Genomic DNA, 16,814 nt, shown 5'->3' on the forward strand with positions numbered 1-16,814 from the left:
GCCGACCCGGTCGTGTGTGGCCGGACCGCCGTCAGGTAGGTATGGGCTCATGACCGATTCAGTGGTGCGGGACACCGCATCGAAGTCCGGGCCGGGCGCATCCGAGCACCGGTCCGGGCTGTTGGCCTTGATGTTGGGTGCCCTCGGGGTCGTCTATGGCGACATCGGCACGAGCCCGCTTTACTCCCTTCAGACGGTGTTCCGCATCGACAACGGGGCGGTCCGCCCGACGAGCGGCGACGTCTATGGCGTGATCTCCATGGTGTTCTGGTCGGTCACGCTGATCGTGTCGGTGAAGTACGTGATCTTCATCCTGCGCGCCGACAACGAGGGCGAAGGCGGAGTGATGGCGCTGGCCGCCCTGGTGCGCCGGGTGCTGGGCGGCGTGCGCGGCAAGGCCGTGGTCGCGATGGCCCTCGGCGTGTTCGGCGCCTCGCTGTTCTACGGCGACAGCGTGATCACGCCGGCGGTCTCGGTGCTGTCGGCGGTGGAGGGCCTCAAGGTCTCCACGCCCGCCGTCTCCCATCTCGTCCTGCCGATCGCGGCGGCGATCCTCACCCTGCTCTTCCTCGCGCAACGCTGGGGTACGCACCGCGTCGGCAAGCTGTTCGGGCCGGTCATGGTGGTCTGGTTCGCGGCGATCGCCCTCGCGGGTCTCGGGGAGGTGCTGCGGAAGCCGCGCATCGTGCTCGGCCTGTCGCCGACGTACGCCGGCGCCTTCGTGCTGGACCACCCCTACATCGCGTTCATCGCGATGGGCGCGGTCGTCCTGGCGATCACCGGCGCCGAGGCGCTGTACGCCGACATGGGGCACTTCGGCCGCCGGCCCATCCGGCGCGCCTGGTTCGGCGTGGTGTTCCCGGCCCTCACGCTCAACTACCTGGGCCAGGGCGCGCTGATCCTGCGCGACCCCAAGAGCGTCGCCAACCCGTTCTTCCTGCTGCTGCCGGGCTGGGCGCGGCTGCCCATGGTGATCCTCGCGACCGCGGCCACGGTGATCGCCTCCCAGGCGGTGATCACCGGGGCCTTCTCGGTCTCCCGGCAGGCCGTACGGCTCGGTTTCCTGCCGTACCTGCGGATCCGGCACACCTCGCCACGGGAGATCGGGCAGGTGTACGTCCCCGCGGTCAACTGGATCCTGTTCATCGGCGTGCTGGCGCTGATGTTCGGCTTCAAGTCCTCCGAGCACCTGGCGACGGCGTACGGCGTGGCGGTCACCGGGACCCTCATCATCACGACGATCCTGTTCCTGGTCATCGCGCGGGCGCAGTGGCGGTGGCCGGTGTGGCGGCTCGTGCTGATCGGCGTCGTGATCGGCGGCGCCGAGATCACCTACTTCGCGGCCAACCTGACGAAGGTCACGCACGGCGGCTGGCTGCCGCTGCTGATCGCGGTCTCCGTGTTCACCGTGATGAAGACGTGGGAGCGGGGCCGCGAGATCGTCACGGTTCGCCGGAACGAGAAGGAGGGCGCGCTGGCCGACCTCGTGCGGAAGCTGCGGACGATGAAGGTACCGCGCGTGCCGGGCACCGCGGTGTTCCCCCACCCGGGGAAGGAGACCACCCCGCTGGCGCTGCGGGCCAACCTGGACCACAACCACGTCCTGCACGAGCACGTCGTGATCGTCTCGGTGACGTACGACAACATCCCGCACGTTCCCCAGGACAAGCGGATCGCCGTCGACGACCTGGGCTACCGGGACGACGGGATCGTGCACGTCACGATCAAGTACGGGTTCCAGGACGACCAGGACCTCCCGGCGGCCCTGCGGCTCGCCGCGTCGCAGGCGAAGGGCGAGGACGGCGAGCTGCTCGACATCGACCCCGACCACGCCTCGTACTTCCTGTCGCGTGGCACCCTGCGCCTCACCCGGGAGCCCGGCATGAGCCGGTGGCGCAAGCGGCTGTTCCTCACCCTGGCCAACAACGCCGCGAGCCCCGCCGAGTACTTCCGCCTGCCGGAGGGCCGCACCGTCGTCATGGGCACCCAGGTGGACGTCTGATCTACCGTTCTCGCCCGGGCGCGCCGCGGCGGGCCCGGGCGCGGTAGTGGTCGCGGACGTCCTGGCGGAGCAGGTACCCGAAGCCGGCCGCCTCGATCCGCCGGACCAGTTCGGGCTCGGTGACGCCCATGGCGGCCGCCGTGGTGGACAGCCGCCAGTCGCCGGCGGCGAGCCGGGTGAGCAGGTGACCGCGCCGGACCTGGTTCTCCGACAGCCGGAAGGTCTTGAGGTACGCCAGCCGCCCGGCGTCGTCGGCGATGAGCTCACCGAGGTGGTTCTCCCGCTGCCGTTCGAAGGACGGCAGCAGCCGGGACAGGCGGTACGGTCCCACCTGCTGGACGTAGTCGTAGGTGTAGTCGCCGCCCAGCAGCCCGCCCGCCATGACGCCGTCGTGGAAGGCCGCCCACTCGTCCCGCTGCGTCCGGGCGGCGGCCCGCAGGTCGGCGAGCGAACGCACCGCCGTGTCGTCGACGCGGGCGCCGAAGGCGGGCACCGGCCCGCCCAGCATCGCGTAGTGGTAGATCAGCTCGCCGTACAGGTCGTGGACCAGCGTCGAGTGCAGAGCGCGGTAGTCGGCGGGATGCGGCACCACGAACGCGGCGGCGAGCGCGTCCGCGACATGGACGAGGACGCCGCACTGCCCCGGATGGATCTCGAACACCCGCAGGGCGTCGGCCAGGCCACGGACCGCGCCGCCCGTGTACGCCTCCTCGGCCCGCGGGGAGAGCCCGCGGCGGATCGCCTGCTGCGACCACTCCTCCCACGCGAGCTCGGGCCCGCCGAAGTGCAGCGCCAGGTAGCCCTCCAGCGCCAGGTGCAGGGGGAGGAAGCGCAGCCGGTTCTTGTCGAGCCGCCGGGCCATCCGGCGGTGGAACCGCAGCCGCATCCGGTCGGGCGCGCGGTCGCGCTCGGCGGAGTCCCGGAGCTGGGTGCCGTACGCGGCGGCCGGCGCGCCGTCGTCCGCCCAGGTCGCCACGTAACCGTGCGGGATGTAGGAGCAGTAGACGGTCCGCGGGTCGACCGCGACGACTCCGGCGTCGGCGTCGTAGAGCCGGGCGTCGAGCCGCAGGTCCTCGATCGGCTCCTCCCGGACGAGCGGTACGAGCCGCACCCCGCCCCACACCTGTGACGGCCGGGTGGCGAGACCGTTCAGCGTCAGCTCGGCCATGAAGCCTCCTCCGTCGGACTCATGGCCCGCTCCTCAGACAGGAATTCCGCGACGCGCCGGCTCAGGTGGGCGCGCAGCTCCGGGAGCCCGGTACGCCCCTCCGCGAACCGCGCCAGCTCGACCAGCGCGACGAGGTTCTCGGCGTCCCGGATGCCGGCGGTCGGGACGGTCGGCGCGAGGCGTCGTACGTCGAAGTCGGCGGCGTCGTACACCGGGTTGAGATGGACGACGGCACAGGTGTGGGACGGGTCGAGCCGGGTGCGCCAGATCCGCAGCACCTCACCGGCCAGCCCCGGCGGCGCGTTGTCCCATCCGTCGGACACGGTGACGAGGCGATCCGCGTTGAGCTCCAGCGCGTCGAGGATCCGCTCGCCGAGCGGCGTCGGCCCGTACGGCCGGACCGACAGCGCGTCGGTGCGGCCCGACAGCCACAGCGGGGTGTACTCCGCCGCCAGCGCCTCCAGCAGGAAGTGGCAGGCCAGCGCCACGGCGAGCGGCCGGCGGCGCTTCTGGCCCGAGCCGTACGCCGAGAAGCTGTCGTCGAGCACCGCGGCCACCGTTCCCCAGCGCCCCGCCTGCTCGCCCGCCGCGCGGCGGGCCGCCGCGCGCAGCGCCGCCGTCAGCTCGGCACGGCGGTCCTGCCGGTCCGCCAGGGGAAGGCCGAGCACGTACGACGCCAGCCGGGTCAGCGGCATCGTGCTCAGGTCGGTCGCCACCGCGCCGGCCTTCAGGCGGCGCGCGGACTCCTGCAGGCGCAGCCGCTCGAGCCGGGTGAGCCGGGGCGCGACCCGCTCCAGGAACGCCGCGCGCGGGACGCCGTGCCGGGCCGCGAACCCCTCCGCCACCGTGTACGGCAGGTCGTAGATCGCCGCCTGCTCGTAGTGGGCGCGCCGCCAGGTCTCCAGGATCGGCGTCCGGTACGCGGCGGGCCGGTGGGGAGTGAACAGGAAAGGGCCCAGCTCCCCGGCGGGCGCCAGGTGCGCGTGCCGGACCGCGTCCTTGACCGCCGCCCGGTACTTCACCGCGTCGAACGCCGGGTCGGGGCGGGCGGCCAGCCAGTCCCGCATGATCGCCCGGGTCCGCCGGTTGTTGACCCGGGCCCGGCGCAGCTGCCGGAACAGCCCGTACACCCGCTGCGGCGGCAGCAGGGCGAGCCGCCGGGCGATCAGCCCGCCCTCGGCGCGGCGCTGGGCGGGACTCGCCTCCGCCGCGGCGACCAGGAGGTTCCGCGCGATGAGCACCGCGTTGTGGTCGTTGACGTCCAGGGCCAGCGTCGCGGCGTACAGGTCGCGGTAGTTGCCGAGCAGGTACTGGTGCAGGAAGTCCAGGGACAGGCGCTGCTCGTCGGCGCCGGAGTGGAACTCGCGCTGGCCCGTGGACGTGATCGCCGCGTTGACGAACAGCAGGACGTCCTCCGCGGCGATCAGGTCCGCGCTGGTCTGGGCACGCGTCACGGTCCGCACCTTCCGGGGAGGGGAGGCCGGCCGGGGAATGAGGGCACGAGCTGCGAATCTTCGCTTTACAGGCGGGTTCCGGAAGTCGCACCGGAGTCCCGCGGCCGGCTCCGGAACCGTAGCACCGGCCTCGCGCCCGCTTCACCTGGGTTTCCGGTGAGGCGCCGGGTTCTCACTCCTCGACCGCCGCACCCATCGGCCTCGGATGCCCCCTCGTCGATCGGCACCGTTCGGCCTCACCCGCTCACTCCTCGATCGCGCCGCCCACCGACCGCAGGTGCTCGCGGAACGTCAGCGACGGCGCCTCACGGCGCGCGGCGAGGTAGGCGGCGAAGCCGACCTGCTCGCGGAGCGAGACGCCCGCGCGGATCCGCTCGGCCTGCGCCCGCTCGGTGTCGCGGATCCGTTCCGCGATCGTCAGGAGGCGCTCGGCCTCGGCGGCCGGGACGAACAGCACGCCGTCGTCGTCGCCGAGCACCAGGTCGTCGCCGGTCACGACGTGGTCGCCCACGGTGGCCGATGTGAGCGCGTCCGCGGGCCGGTCACGGAGGCTGAGCGGGCCGGTCGAGATCGCCCCCAGGCTGAAGACCGGCAGCCCGATCGCCCGGATGTCGGCGGTGTCGCGGTGCAGTCCCCAGATCGCGATGCCCGTCAGCCCGGCCGCCGCGGCCTCCAGGACGACCAGGTCGCCGACGCACGCCTCGTCGAGCCGCCCGTCGTTGTCGACCACCAGGACCTCGCCGGGCGTCGCCTCCTCGAACGCCTCCAGGAAGATGTCGACGCTGCCGAGGTGCCGGGCGGGACGCGCGCGGCCCAGCAGACGGGTCCCGGGCTCCACGGCGCTCATCGCGGCGGGCGCGCAGCGCACGGGCAGGCCGGCGCGGATGCACGCGTCCGCCACATGGGCGGTGGTCAGCGTCTCGAAGCGCCGCCCGAGATCCTTCTCGTCCATCCGTGGTTCCTAATCAGTTCTGGGAGTTGCCATCCGGCAGACTCCTGGTCGGTAGCCACCGGCAGGTGAGCACTCTGGGTTCCTGGACGTTTGAGTCCTGGAGAGAGAGACCGTGCCCCTTGCCGGTTGGCCGGGAGAGTTGATCGCTGATGGGATGTCGTGCCCGCCGGTCGGCCGGTGTGAGCACTGCTTGATCAGGTCGCTGATGGTTCTCCCGCCGGCTGCTGCAGGTGATCGGCGTCGAGAACGGGAGGGCCGTTGCGGCTGTTCGTCGGGGATGACTGGGCTGAGGACCATCACGATGTGGAGGTGTCCCAGCCAGGACTGGGACCCATCCTCGGCGCCCGGGTGCTCGCAGAGTTCGGCGACGACCCGAACCGCTACGCCACCGCCAAGGCCCGCAAGAATTACGCCGGTACCTCTCCGATCACCCGAGCGTCCGGGAAGAAGAAGGTCGCCCTGGCCCGGTTCGTTCACAACGATCGGCTCATCGACGCCCTGATGACTCAGGCGTTCAGCTCCCTCAGACTCTCGCCCGGCGCCCGCGCCTACCACGACCGGCAACGCGCCCGCGGGTCCGGCCACAACGCCGCCCTGCGTCAGCTCGCCAACCGCCTCGTCGGCATCCTCCACGGATGCCGGAAAACCGGCACCCTCTACAACGAGATGACCGCCTGGTCGCATCACGCGGAGTCGCTTGCAGCTTGACATCTACGCTCCTGGGATGTCTCTCTGCTCTCGTTCGGCGTCCGGTCGTCAGAACGCCGCGATCGTGGCCGGGGCCCGTTCGGCGCGGCTCAGGGCGCGCAACACGCCGGTCGGGCCGTGCCGGCGTACGGCGAGGCGGGTCAGCAGGTCGACCACCGTCTCGACGGCGCTCCGGGGGAGCGCCGGAGTCGGGATCCCCACGCTGACGGCGAGGTCGTCCGAGTGGACCGCCAGCTCCATCATGCGGGAGATCAGCAGGTCGTCCAGGGTCAGCGACCACGGTCCCCAGAACGGGAGGCGCACCGGCCGGTCCGGCTCGGCGGCGAGGTCGGCCGCCGACCGCTCGATGACGGCGTCCACCTCAGCCGCCAACGCCTCCGGTCCGCCCACCGCCCGCTCCTCGCCGCCCCGCCGGATGCGGACGTTGATGTCGGCGTCGGGACCGGCGTCGATCCAGTCCACCCGGGCGTAGTGCTCCAGCAAAGGGACGCACGGCTCCCGCGGAACCGGCTGGGCCAGGATCTGCGGGATGGCGAGGACCTGGTAGGCGAGGTGACCGGCGAGGCCGCTCACCCCGAACTCGGGAAGCGCGCTCGGTTCGCTCCATCGCGCGGCCACCGCCGGGTCGCGCAGCAGGGCCGCCGCCGAGCGGGCCACGGCCAGGAAGTCGTCCGTCGTACCGGTCACGGCTCTCACCCCTCGCAGCGGCGTACGAGGCCGCGGAACGCCCGCCGGCCCGGCAGCCCGCGGGCCGCGACACAGCGTCTCACAGCCTGCGGCCCTCGGCGCCCATGTGATGCGTCACGAGCCCCCCTTTCCACGCCTCGCCCGGCGTCGCCGCCGAGTGCCGGCCGGGAGCGGCACCCGGGTCGTCGCGGTGCGCGCCGTACACGACCAGGGCCCAGGCGAGGCAGGCGAACGCGGCGAGGTTCGCGACCGCCCGGACGACGTTCCAGGTGACCCACCGGGCCTCGAACTGATGGCGTACGGCGGCCAGCTCGGCGAGGTGCCGCGGATGGCCGGCCTTGGCGAGCTGGTTGTTGAGGGGGACGTTCACCCCGCTCGTGACGAAGAACATCACCAGGTAGAGGACCAGGGCGGCGACGATCCAGGGCAGGGCCGGCCGCCCGTGGCCGCGCCACGCCAGCACGGCAGCGCCGATGAGGAACACCAGCGCGCCCATGAAACAGAGCATGAACCAGCCGTTGATGATCGCCTTGTTGATGTTCTGCATCACCTCGACGAACGCGCGGTCGTCGCTGCGGCGCAGGCCGGGCATCACCGAGTACGCGAAGGCGGCGAACAAGCCGGCCATGAGCCCGGTCGTGACGGTCGCCGCGAGCAGCAGAACGGTCTGCAGGTTCTTCAGTGCCATGGCTCAATTCAACGGCGCGCAGGTGAGACTGCCCATGGCTGAAGCTATTCAATACATGTTCATTCGTCTACAGTCTCGGTCATGGACGTCGTGGCCGGTCTCCTCAAGGGCCCCCGGGCCGAAGGGGCCTTCCTGCTCCGGTCCTCCCTCCTGCCGCCCTGGGCGCTGCGCGTGCAGGACGAGGCGCCGCTCACGCTCGTCGCGGTGGTGCGCGGCACGGCCTGGGTGATCCCCGAGCACGGCGGGACGACCGAGCTGGGGCCGGGCGACGTCGCGATCCTGCGCGGCCCCGACGCGTACGTCTTCGCCGACGACCCGGCCACGGCGCCGCAGGCGGTCATCCACCCCGGCCAGCGCTGCACCACCCCCGACGGCGGCGAGCTGTCGGACCTGGGGGAGCTCGGCGTCCGCACCTGGGGCAACGCCCCCGAGGGCGCCACCGTCATGGTCACCGGCACCTATCAGGTGCTCAGCGAGATCTGCCGTCCGCTGCTGGACGCGCTGCCCCCGCTCGTCGTCATCCGGGGCGACGCCTGGGAGGGCCCGCTCGTCCCGCTGCTCGCGGGGGAGGTCGTCAAGGACGAGCCCGGCCAGGACGCCGTCCTGGACCGGCTCCTCGACCTGCTGCTGGTCGCCGCCCTGCGCACCTGGTTCTCCCGGCCCGAGGCCGACCCGCCGCCCTGGTACCGCGCCCAGGGCGACCCGGTCATCGGCCCGGCCCTGCGGCTCCTGCACGACGCCCCCGAGCGGCCGTGGACGGTGGCGAGGCTGGCCGCCGAGACCAACGTCTCGCGGGCGGCCCTGGCCCGCCGGTTCACGGCGCTGGTGGGCGAGCCCCCGATGGGCTACCTCACCGCCTGGCGGATCGCGCTCGCCGCCGACCTGCTGCGCGATCCCGAGCTCACCATCGGACAGGTCGCCGAGCGGGTCGGTTACGGCAGCTCGTTCGCGCTCAGCACCGCGTTCAAGCGCATCCGCGGCGTCAGCCCACGCGAGCACCGCGCCGCCGTGGCCCGCGTCCGCGAACCGATCGCGCCGACCACTCCCTGGCGCCGCCGCCCCGCCTGACCCTGTCCCGCCTGACCCCGTCCCGTCTGGCCTTGTCCCGCTTGACCCCGTTCCGCCTGACCCGTACCGTCCGGCCTGCGCCGTCTGATCCCGCGCGCGGGTGAGCGGGCCTCGACGTCAGGCGAACGCGTCGCGGGCGGACCGCCGGTCGGGTGACAGCTCTCCGGAGAGGCCGGACCCGGTGAGCGAGCGCCGGGCGAGGCGGCGGCTCTTCAGCGCGAGGTGCAGCTCGAGCCGTACGAGCCCGTCCCCGAGGTCGGCGCCGAGGAGGTCGGCGATCCGGCCCAGCCGGTAGTACAGGCTCGTCCGGTGCAGCCGCAGCCGGGCCGCCGTGCGCTGCGCGTCGCCGCCCAGGTCGAGGTAGGTCTCCAGGGTCCGCGTCAGCGTGTCGCCCGAGGTCGCGGCCCGGTCGAGCGGCGCCAGCACGTCCTCGGTGTCCGCCGGTGGCATCCGCAGCAGGGCGCGGTAGGGCCCCAGGTCGGACCACGACAGCGGCTCGGGCAGCGCGGGGTCGAGGACGGTCAGCTCGGCCGCGGCGAGCGCCTGGGCGTGCGCGGCGCGGGCCGTACCGGCGGCGAACGGCACCGGCTCACTGGCGCCCACGGCGAACCGCGTCCCGGCCGGCGCGGTCCGGCCGCCCACGGCCTCGGCGACCCGGTGGAGCGCGTCCGCGAACGGAGGGCGGTCCGCCGGATGCCGGAGCAGCACGACCGCGTGCGTCGCGCCGACGAACGAGCCGACATAGGCGGGATGCGGGCGCAGCGCGGGGGCCGTCCCCGCGGTCAGACGCTGGAAGTCCGCCGAGGTGAGCGCGGCGACCCGCTCGTCGCCCGGCCGGTACGGCACGGCGGCGCACACCTGGACGCGGGCGCCGACCAGCGCGGGGACGGCCGCGGCCAGCCGGTCCCGTACGTCGGCGCCGGACTCCTCGCCGACCAGCCGCCGGACCAGGCCGTCCACCCCGCCGTCGACGACGGGGCCGGGTCGCCGCGCGAGGGCGTCCGCGAGGTCGTGGGCGCAGCGCAGCGCCTCGGTGATCGCGGTGTCGGCCAGCGGCCCGTCCGACTCCAGTACCCACAGGTATCCGAGGCAGCGGCCGTCCGCGCGGATCGGTACGCAGACGCGCGGGGCCATCCCCAGCGCGGGGTTGGCGGGGACGTGGACCGGACCGTTCGCCTCGGCGATGCCGTGCCGGTTCTGCCAGTCCTGGATCGCCGGGGCGACCTGCCGGGTCAGGATGGCGGCGATCCGCGCGGCGTCGGCACCGGCCTCGTGCGCGCTGTAGGCGACGAGCCCGCCGTCCGGGTCGTCGACCGACACGCCGTGCCCGATGCGGGCGGCCAGCGCGTCCAGCCTCGCCTGGACTCCGCCGCTCTCCACCGGCCCTCCCGTCCTTCGACACTCGCGTTCCGACAAGTGTAGGAACGGCGACGCGCAGGTCACGCCGTCCATCCGATGCGCCGGCCGGCAGCCGCGATCTAGGTTCGCCGGGTACGGGCCGCCCGCGCGCGGCCGCCGTCCCGCAGTCACCAGGAGATCCGCCCGATGGGACGTTCCCTCGCCGCCCGCCCCTGGGTTCCGGCACCGAGCGAGAAGCGCGTGCGGGAGGTGTCGGAGTCGGTCGCCGGCCGGTCCGCCCCCGCCGTGCTGACCGAGCTCGACCGGCTCGTCACCGAGAACCACCGCATCCACGACGTCGAGTCGATCAATCTCAACCCCGCGACCAACGTCATGAACCCGCGGGCCGAGGCGATGCTGGCGGCCGGGCTCGGCTCGCGGGCCTCGCTGGGCCACCCGGCGGACAAGTACGAGACGGGCCTGGAGGCGATCGAGCAGATCGAGATCATCGCCGCCGAGCTGGCGGCGGAGGTCTTCGGCGCCCGGTACGCGGAGGTCCGGGTGGGCTCGGGCGCGCTGGCCAACCTCTACGCCTTCATGGCGACCTGCCGGCCCGGCGACACGATCATCGCGCCGCCGGCCGACATCGGCGGCCACGTCACGCACCACGGCCCGGGCGCGGCGGGGCTGTACGGGCTCACCACCGTGCCGGCGCCGGTCGCCGCGGACGGCTACACCGTGGACGTCGACGCCCTGCGCGGGCTGGCGGAGGAGACGCGGCCGGCGTTGATCACGATCGGGGGCAGCCTCAACCTGTTCCCGCACCCGGTCGCCGCCATCCGGGAGATCGCGGACTCGGTCGGCGCGCGCGTGCTCTTCGACGCCGCCCACCTCTGCGGCATGGTGGCCGGGCGGGTGTGGCCGCAGCCGCTCGCCGAAGGGGCCCACCTGATCACGATGAGCACGTACAAGAGCCTGGGCGGCCCCGCGGGCGGGCTGATCGTCACCGACGACGCCGAGCTCGCCGAACGCCTCGACGCGATCGCCTACCCCGGGCTGACCGCGAACTTCGACGCCGGGCGGACCGCCGCGCTGGCCGTGACGATGCTCGACTGGAAGGTCGCCGGGCGGGCGTACGCGGAGACCATGGCGGCGACCGCCGCCCGCCTCGCCGCGGAGCTCGGGGCGCTGGGCGTGCCGGTCTTCGCCACCGATCGTGGCGCGACCCGGTCGCACCAGTTCGCCATCCTCGCCCACCGGTACGGCGGCGGGCAGCGGGCCGCGCGCCGGCTGCGCCGGGCGAACCTCCTGGCCTGCGGCATCGGCCTGCCGGTGGCGCCGGTCGACGGCGATACGAACGGTCTTCGCGTCGGCACCCCCGAGATCGTCCGGCTCGGCATGACGGAGGCGGACATGCCGGCGCTGGCCTCGTTCATCGCCCGAGGACTCGACCCGGACACCGAGCCGGAGACGGTCGCCGCCGAGGTGACCACGTGGCGCGCGGGGTTCTCCGGAGTTCACTTCACCGTCCGCTGAGCGGGACCGGGCCGCGGTCTCCCGACCCTCGGCGGCAGTGTCAGGTTGCCAGCCGAGGGTCGTTAATTTGTCACATCTGCCGATTCCAGGTTGTTAGAAGATCACTTACCGTCTGATCGGATCCTCCGCCAGAAAGGGGTCAGAAATGGCCTGGATCAGACGAAGTGGGCTGACGGTCCTGGCGACCGCGGCCGGGATCATGCTGAGCGTCTCGACCGCCAGTGCGGCGACCGGCACGGTGAACACCAGCGGTGTGGCCCTGACCGTGCGCTCCGGGGCCGGCACCGGCTACACGGCGGTCGGGAGCGTGGCGGACGGGGCGAGCGTCACCATCTCGTGCCAGACGCGCGGGACGACGGTCACCGGCACCTACGGCACCAGCAGTATCTGGGACAAGATCACGAGTCCGGCCGGCTACGTCGCGGACAGTTACATCTACACCGGTTCGGACGGCACCGTCGCGCCTCCGTGCGTCCAGACGGTCACCGACGACTACCCGTACAAGTCCGACTCGTCGAGCGAGGCGGACCCGTGGCTCTTCTACAAGCGGGAGTGCGTGTCCTTCGCGGCCTGGCGGGTCCGGCAGCGGCTCGGCGTCGACTTCACCAACTCCTACCGGGGCGTGCACTGGGGCAACGCCAACAACTGGGACGACGCCGCGCTGTCCGCCGGGGTCAGGGTCGACCACACCGCCAAGGTCGGAGCCGTCGCGCAGTGGAACACCGGCTCGTACGGCCACGTCGCCTACGTCGCCCGGGTGAACAGCGACGGCACCATCCTGGTCGAGGAGTACAACTACCTCAGCGCCCACAACTACGACACGCGGACGATCAGCGCGAGCAGCGTCGGTAACTACATCCACTTCTGAGCCGGATGCGCCGTGGGCCCGTGCCGATGGTTCGGGCCCCGGTCCGGTTCAGTCCAGGACCGACCTGACCGACTCTTCAGAGCGGCCGATCACCGCGGTGCCGTCGTCGGCGGTGATGATCGGTCGCTGGATCAGGATCGGGTGTGCGACCAGGGCGTCGAGCCACCGGTCGCGGGCGGCGGGCTCCCGTTCCCAGGACGCCAGGCCCAGCTCCCGCGCGATGGCCTCCCCGGTACGGGTGATGTCCCACGGCTCGAGGCCGAGACGGCCCAGGACCCTCTCCAGCTCCTCCCGCGTGGGCGGCTCGTCCAGGTAGCGCCGCACCGTGTAGTCGGCGCCCTCGGCGTCCAGCAGTGAGATCGCCGACCGGCACTTGGAACAGCGGGGGTTGATCCAGATCTCCATGGCGGGCCGGTCCTCCGGTGGCGTTGGGTCGTTCTGACGGCTCGACGGCACCAGCGACCATAGCCGGGACGGCCGCGGTGCGCCGCGCGCTCAGGCCGACGCCGCGTCGGCGCTCTCGGTCCGCGTCTTCGCCTCGTCGGCCGCCGGTACGGGCCGGTCGCCCTCGTCGACGAGCACCCGCTCCAGCTTGGCCAGGGCCAGGACCAGGAGCAGGGCCGCGATCGGGATGATCACAGGTGCCACCAGTGCCGTGATCAGCATCCGGCACGCCTCCTCCGTGCCACGACATATTCGCACCAAATGCCCTGCCCGCAGAGCAGAAGAGGTTCGTCTGATCTGCGTAGATATCCGGTCAGGTGCGCAAAGCTTGCGGCCGCGCGCGCCGATGTACCGCGTGTCGCCACCCGGGAGGCGTATCCGTGGCGATGGTCGAACGTGTTCGCGACGAACTTGTTCGTTACGAACATGTTCGTTATCTTGGCTCGGACATGACCCGTCTCCCGAGGAGTCCCCTATGACCACCCAGCATTCGATCGCGATCGTCGGCGCCGGCCTGGGCGGCCTCGCCCTCGCCCGCGTGCTCCACGTCCACGGCATCCCCGCGACCATCTACGAAGCAGAGGCGTCCCCGGCCGTCCGCACGCAGGGCGGCATGCTCGACATCCACGAGGAGTCCGGGCAGGCCGCGCTGCGGGCCGCCGGCCTGTACGAGGAGTTCCAGGCGATCATCCATCCCGGCGGTGAGGCCCTGCGCATCCTCGACAAGGACGCCGTCGTCCACCTGAGCGAGGACGACGACGGCGAGGGCGGCCGCCCCGAGGTCGAGCGCGGCGGCCTGCGCGACCTCCTGCTCGACTCGCTGCCCCCGGACACGGTCCGCTGGGGCGCCAAGGTCACCGGAGCCCGCCCGCTGGGCGGCGGCCGGCACGAGGTGACCCTCGCCGACGGCTCCACCTTCACCACCGACCTGCTGGTGGGCGCGGACGGCGCCTGGTCACGGATCCGCCCGCTCGTCTCCGACGCCGCTCCGGCGTACACGGGGGTGTCCCTGGTCGAGGCCGATCTGCTGGACGCCGACGTCCGCCACCCCGGGCACGTCGCCCTTCTCGGCCGGGGCTTCGCCCAGGCGCTCGGCCCGGGCAAGGGCTTCCTGGCGCACCGTGAGCCCGACGGGAGTCTGCACGTCTACATCGCGCTGCGGACACCGCCCGACACCCTCGCGGGGATCGACTTCTCCGACACCGGGGCCGCCAAGGCCGCGCTGCTGGGCCACTTCGCCGACTGGGACGAGAGGCTGCGGGCACTGATCGCCGACGCCGACGGCGCGCTGGTCCCGCGACCGCTCCACGCCCTGCCGGTCGGCCACCGCTGGGACCGCGTTCCCGGCGTGACCCTGCTCGGCGACGCCGCCCACCTGATGTCGCCGTTCGCCGGGGAGGGCGCCAACATCGCCCTGCTCGACGGCGCCGAACTGGGCGAGGCCGTCGCCGCGCACCCCGGTGACACCGAGGCCGCACTCGCCGCCTACGAGCGGGCGATGTTCCCACGCGGTGAGAGCGCGGCCGCCGGGTCGGTGCTGAGCCTCGACCTCTCCTTCCGCGAGGACGCCCCGCACGGCGTGCTCGAGATGTTCGCCGGGGCGCGCTGACCGACCGCCGCGGACTCCCTGCCGGGCGGCCCGCTGATCAGGGGCGGGGGGTGTTCGCGATGCCGTTGATCAAAACGTGGAAGCCCCAGGCGATGCGGGACTCCGGCGAGCCGGTGAGCAGGTCGTCGGTGACGGCCGTGAGATGGGGGCGGGTGCCGGGCGGGACACCGTGTACGGCGGCGCGCAGGGCGTTCCACTGCTCCTCGGAGTCGGCGCCCTCGCCCTCGGCGCCCGGCGCGTGCTCCGCCGCGGTCGCCGTCGCGTACTGCAGGAGCGCGTCCACGCCCCAGGCCGCCTGGCCGGACGGGACACCGCCCTCGTCGAGCAGGGCGAGCAGCGCCTCGATGAGGTTCAGGTAGTGCTCTCCGTGCGGTCGGGTCACCAGCGCGGACTGGGCCAGGCCGGGGTAGGTGAACAGCACGTTCAGGTAGGAGGTGAGCACCGCCTCCAGCCGCTCACGCCAGTCGCCCGCGGCGTGGACCGGGCCGAGGTCGACGGCTCCGAGCAGCCGGTCGAGGATCGCGGCGTGCAGCTCCGCGGCGTCGCGCACGTAGACGTACAGCGAGGCCGGCCCGGTGTCCAGCTCCTGCGCCAGGCGTCGCATGGTGACGCGCCGCAGGCCCTCGGCTCGCAGGAGTTCCACCGCGGTGGTGACGATGCCGTCCCGCGTGAGGGCGGGCTTGGCCGGACGTTCCCGGCGGCTGCGCGGGGCCGCCGAATGACCTGTCATGCGCCAACGGTAGCGAACATGTTCGTTCGCTCAGACGACCGCCGACGGGCGCGGCAGGCGCGCGGTCCGGGTGAAGAAGGTGTTGATCCGCTGCACCGCGCTGGTGAAGTCGTCGAAGTCCACGGGCTTGGTGACGTACGCGTTCGCGTGCCGGAGGTACGTCCCGGTGACGTCGTCGGTGTTGGCGGACGTGGTGAAGACGACCACCGGGATCGACCGGAGGTCCGCGTCGCTCTTGATCTGCTCCAGCACCGCGCGTCCGTTGCACTTGGGGAGGTTCAGATCGAGCAGCACCAGGTCCGGCCGGCACGCGTCGGTGTGCGCGCCTCGCCGATGCAGGAAGTCGAGCGCCTCCTGCCCGTCCTCGACGATGAAGAGCCGCGGTGCGGGGTCGCCGTCCGGGTCGGCGAAGGCCTCCTGGATCAGCATCTGGTCACCCGGGTCGTCCTCGACGACGAGGACGCTCAGAGGCTCCGAGGGTGTCGTCATCGGGTGGCTCTCCCGCGCTTCGTGGCCCGGGGCGGCCGGGGACCGGTCATCGTCATGGCGAGTGAACACAGGGAGAGGTCTCTCGATTCGGCGATCGGCGTGCGGGGCGGCGGAACGGGCGGCTCGGGTCGGTGCCGTGGTGGCCAGAGCCGCACTCCTCGCAGGCGGGCGCGGTTCAGCCGACGACCTCGGACGTCGCTTTACGGAATCCTATTTCATGAAGCGTGATGACGCTAACAGAGCGTATGCGCGCCGGGGAAGCGCGGGAGCCGGTCTCCGCGCCGCTCCCGTGGACGCGCCCCGCCGTGCCACGGGGAAGGGGCCGCGGTGCCGCGTGGCATGGCGGCCCCTTCCCGACCGGCGGATCCTCCGGCCGGCGTCCGGGCCTGGACGGCCGACGGTTCCGGCCGACGTGATCGCCTGGGCGGGCGGTCAGCGGGTCACGGCGTGTCCGTCACGATTCCGCCGACGAGGGGGTGCGCCGCGATGGCCGCCGAGCCGCCGTAGTTCGCCTCGACGGCGGCGCGCTCGGAGGCGTTCGGCGTGGCGTTGGTGCACGAGACGCCGCCGGTCGAGCCGGACATGAGGGACGAACACGGGCCCGGCTTGGCGTCCGGAAGTCCGAGGATGTGGCCGAGCTCGTGGGCGGCGATGCGCGTGGTGTTGTACCCCTCGTCGACCGCCTCGCGGCCGAACCACACCGTGCCGCGCCCACCAGGGCGTATCGGGCCGAGCGTCGACTGCGGCCACCCGTCGAACGCGACGATCCGGACCTGGGCGGTCGTGCCGGGGGCGGCCTCGACCAGTCGGACGTTCTGTACGTTCGCGTTCCAGACCTGCGCGCCGGCGATCACGGCGCTCTTGAACTCCGCGGCCTGGCTGTCGTCGTAGTAGAGGGTGGTCGTGGCGAGCGCGGCGCGCTGGGGAGCGGCCGCGGCCGCCGCGCCGGCGGCGGGGATGACGGCGGCGGAGAGAGTGAGTGCGCTCGCGCCGATGAGAGTGAGGGTGCGGAACGGCATGGCGGGGGCCTTCCTCTGGCGGGACGACTGTGTCCCGGGTCAGGTCGGCCTGAT

At 72.9% G+C, this 16,814-nt stretch carries 16 protein-coding genes and 1 pseudogene; 6 read left to right on the top strand and 11 right to left on the bottom strand.

Going from position 1 to position 16,814, the window contains the following annotated elements:
* Positions 1-49: 49 nt before the first annotated feature.
* Entirely contained in the window at positions 50-2,002 is a 1,953-nt protein-coding gene (locus ABD978_RS06745) for a potassium transporter Kup (RefSeq protein ID WP_345350069.1), read from the top strand.
* Between the two features lies 1 nt (position 2,003).
* On the opposite strand, the gene ABD978_RS06750 is transcribed toward ABD978_RS06745, so the two are convergent.
* The 3 genes from ABD978_RS06750 to ABD978_RS06760 all read right to left on the bottom strand — a co-directional run bounded on the left by ABD978_RS06750 (position 2,004) and on the right by ABD978_RS06760 (position 5,576).
* Positions 2,004-3,170, bottom strand: coding sequence for an ARPP-2 domain-containing protein (locus ABD978_RS06750; protein ID WP_345350072.1), 1,167 nt, complete (start codon positions 3,168-3,170; stop codon positions 2,004-2,006).
* Positions 3,158-4,624, bottom strand: coding sequence for a hypothetical protein (locus ABD978_RS06755; RefSeq protein ID WP_345350075.1), 1,467 nt, complete (start codon positions 4,622-4,624; stop codon positions 3,158-3,160). Before ABD978_RS06755 ends, ABD978_RS06750 begins: the two co-directional genes overlap by 13 nt.
* A gap of 244 nt (positions 4,625-4,868) precedes the next feature.
* On the bottom strand, positions 4,869-5,576 hold the full coding sequence (locus ABD978_RS06760; protein ID WP_345350078.1) for an RraA family protein: 708 nt from the start codon (positions 5,574-5,576) through the stop codon (positions 4,869-4,871).
* A gap of 288 nt (positions 5,577-5,864) precedes the next feature.
* On the opposite strand from ABD978_RS06760, the pseudogene ABD978_RS06765 reads away from it, so the two are divergent.
* Positions 5,865-6,284, top strand: a pseudogene (locus ABD978_RS06765) (transposase); the annotation flags it as partial.
* Between the two features lie 48 nt (positions 6,285-6,332).
* Here the strand turns inward: ABD978_RS06765 and ABD978_RS06770 are convergent.
* A complete protein-coding gene (locus ABD978_RS06770) occupies positions 6,333-6,971 on the bottom strand; it encodes a maleylpyruvate isomerase N-terminal domain-containing protein (RefSeq protein WP_345350081.1) in 639 nt (212 codons plus the stop codon).
* Positions 6,972-7,050: 79 nt separating this feature from the next.
* Positions 7,051-7,659 (bottom strand): anthrone oxygenase family protein, encoded by a 609-nt coding sequence (locus tag ABD978_RS06775; protein ID WP_345350084.1) that lies wholly within the window; start codon positions 7,657-7,659, stop codon positions 7,051-7,053.
* An 81-nt stretch (positions 7,660-7,740) separates the two neighbouring features.
* Here ABD978_RS06775 and ABD978_RS06780 point away from each other — a divergent pair, with 81 nt between their 5' ends.
* On the top strand, positions 7,741-8,727 hold the full coding sequence (locus ABD978_RS06780; RefSeq protein WP_345350087.1) for an AraC family transcriptional regulator: 987 nt from the start codon (positions 7,741-7,743) through the stop codon (positions 8,725-8,727).
* Positions 8,728-8,844: 117 nt separating this feature from the next.
* Here the strand turns inward: ABD978_RS06780 and ABD978_RS06785 are convergent, their stop codons facing one another.
* Positions 8,845-10,107 (bottom strand): PucR family transcriptional regulator, encoded by a 1,263-nt coding sequence (locus ABD978_RS06785; RefSeq protein WP_345350090.1) that lies wholly within the window; start codon positions 10,105-10,107, stop codon positions 8,845-8,847.
* 165 nt (positions 10,108-10,272) lie between these two features.
* Between ABD978_RS06785 and ABD978_RS06790 the strand changes: the two genes are divergently transcribed.
* Together ABD978_RS06790 and ABD978_RS06795 are read left to right on the top strand one after the other, a co-directional pair.
* Positions 10,273-11,601: a serine hydroxymethyltransferase gene (locus ABD978_RS06790; protein ID WP_345350093.1), complete on the top strand. Its 1,329-nt coding sequence runs from the start codon at positions 10,273-10,275 to the stop codon at positions 11,599-11,601.
* Positions 11,602-11,746: 145 nt separating this feature from the next.
* Positions 11,747-12,469 carry a CHAP domain-containing protein gene (locus ABD978_RS06795; protein WP_345350096.1) on the top strand — a complete coding sequence of 241 codons (723 nt, stop codon included), beginning with the start codon at positions 11,747-11,749 and terminating at the stop codon, positions 12,467-12,469.
* Between the two features lie 48 nt (positions 12,470-12,517).
* Here ABD978_RS06795 and ABD978_RS06800 read toward each other — a convergent pair whose 3' ends face one another.
* Both ABD978_RS06800 and ABD978_RS06805 read right to left on the bottom strand, forming a co-directional pair.
* The gene (locus ABD978_RS06800) at positions 12,518-12,874 is read right to left on the bottom strand and encodes an arsenate reductase family protein (protein ID WP_345350099.1); all 357 of its coding nucleotides are present in this window, start codon (positions 12,872-12,874) and stop codon (positions 12,518-12,520) included.
* Positions 12,875-12,964: 90 nt separating this feature from the next.
* Positions 12,965-13,135, bottom strand: coding sequence for a hypothetical protein (locus ABD978_RS06805; protein ID WP_345350102.1), 171 nt, complete (start codon positions 13,133-13,135; stop codon positions 12,965-12,967).
* Positions 13,136-13,388: 253 nt separating this feature from the next.
* On the opposite strand from ABD978_RS06805, the gene ABD978_RS06810 reads away from it, so the two are divergent.
* Positions 13,389-14,522 carry an FAD-dependent oxidoreductase gene (locus ABD978_RS06810; RefSeq protein ID WP_345350105.1) on the top strand — a complete coding sequence of 378 codons (1,134 nt, stop codon included), beginning with the start codon at positions 13,389-13,391 and terminating at the stop codon, positions 14,520-14,522.
* A 37-nt stretch (positions 14,523-14,559) separates the two neighbouring features.
* Here the strand turns inward: ABD978_RS06810 and ABD978_RS06815 are convergent, their stop codons facing one another.
* The 3 genes from ABD978_RS06815 to ABD978_RS06825 all read right to left on the bottom strand — a co-directional run bounded on the left by ABD978_RS06815 (position 14,560) and on the right by ABD978_RS06825 (position 16,760).
* On the bottom strand, positions 14,560-15,252 hold the full coding sequence (locus ABD978_RS06815) for a TetR/AcrR family transcriptional regulator (RefSeq protein WP_345350108.1): 693 nt from the start codon (positions 15,250-15,252) through the stop codon (positions 14,560-14,562).
* Positions 15,253-15,282: 30 nt separating this feature from the next.
* Positions 15,283-15,741 carry a response regulator gene (locus ABD978_RS06820; RefSeq protein WP_345350111.1) on the bottom strand — a complete coding sequence of 153 codons (459 nt, stop codon included), beginning with the start codon at positions 15,739-15,741 and terminating at the stop codon, positions 15,283-15,285.
* Between the two features lie 440 nt (positions 15,742-16,181).
* Positions 16,182-16,760, bottom strand: coding sequence for a snapalysin family zinc-dependent metalloprotease (locus ABD978_RS06825; protein WP_345350114.1), 579 nt, complete (start codon positions 16,758-16,760; stop codon positions 16,182-16,184).
* Between the last annotated feature and the right edge of the window lie 54 nt (positions 16,761-16,814).

It is taken from the genome of Actinoallomurus liliacearum, assembly GCF_039542035.1.
GTDB classification, from domain to species: Bacteria; Actinomycetota; Actinomycetes; order Streptosporangiales; family Streptosporangiaceae; genus Actinoallomurus; species Actinoallomurus liliacearum.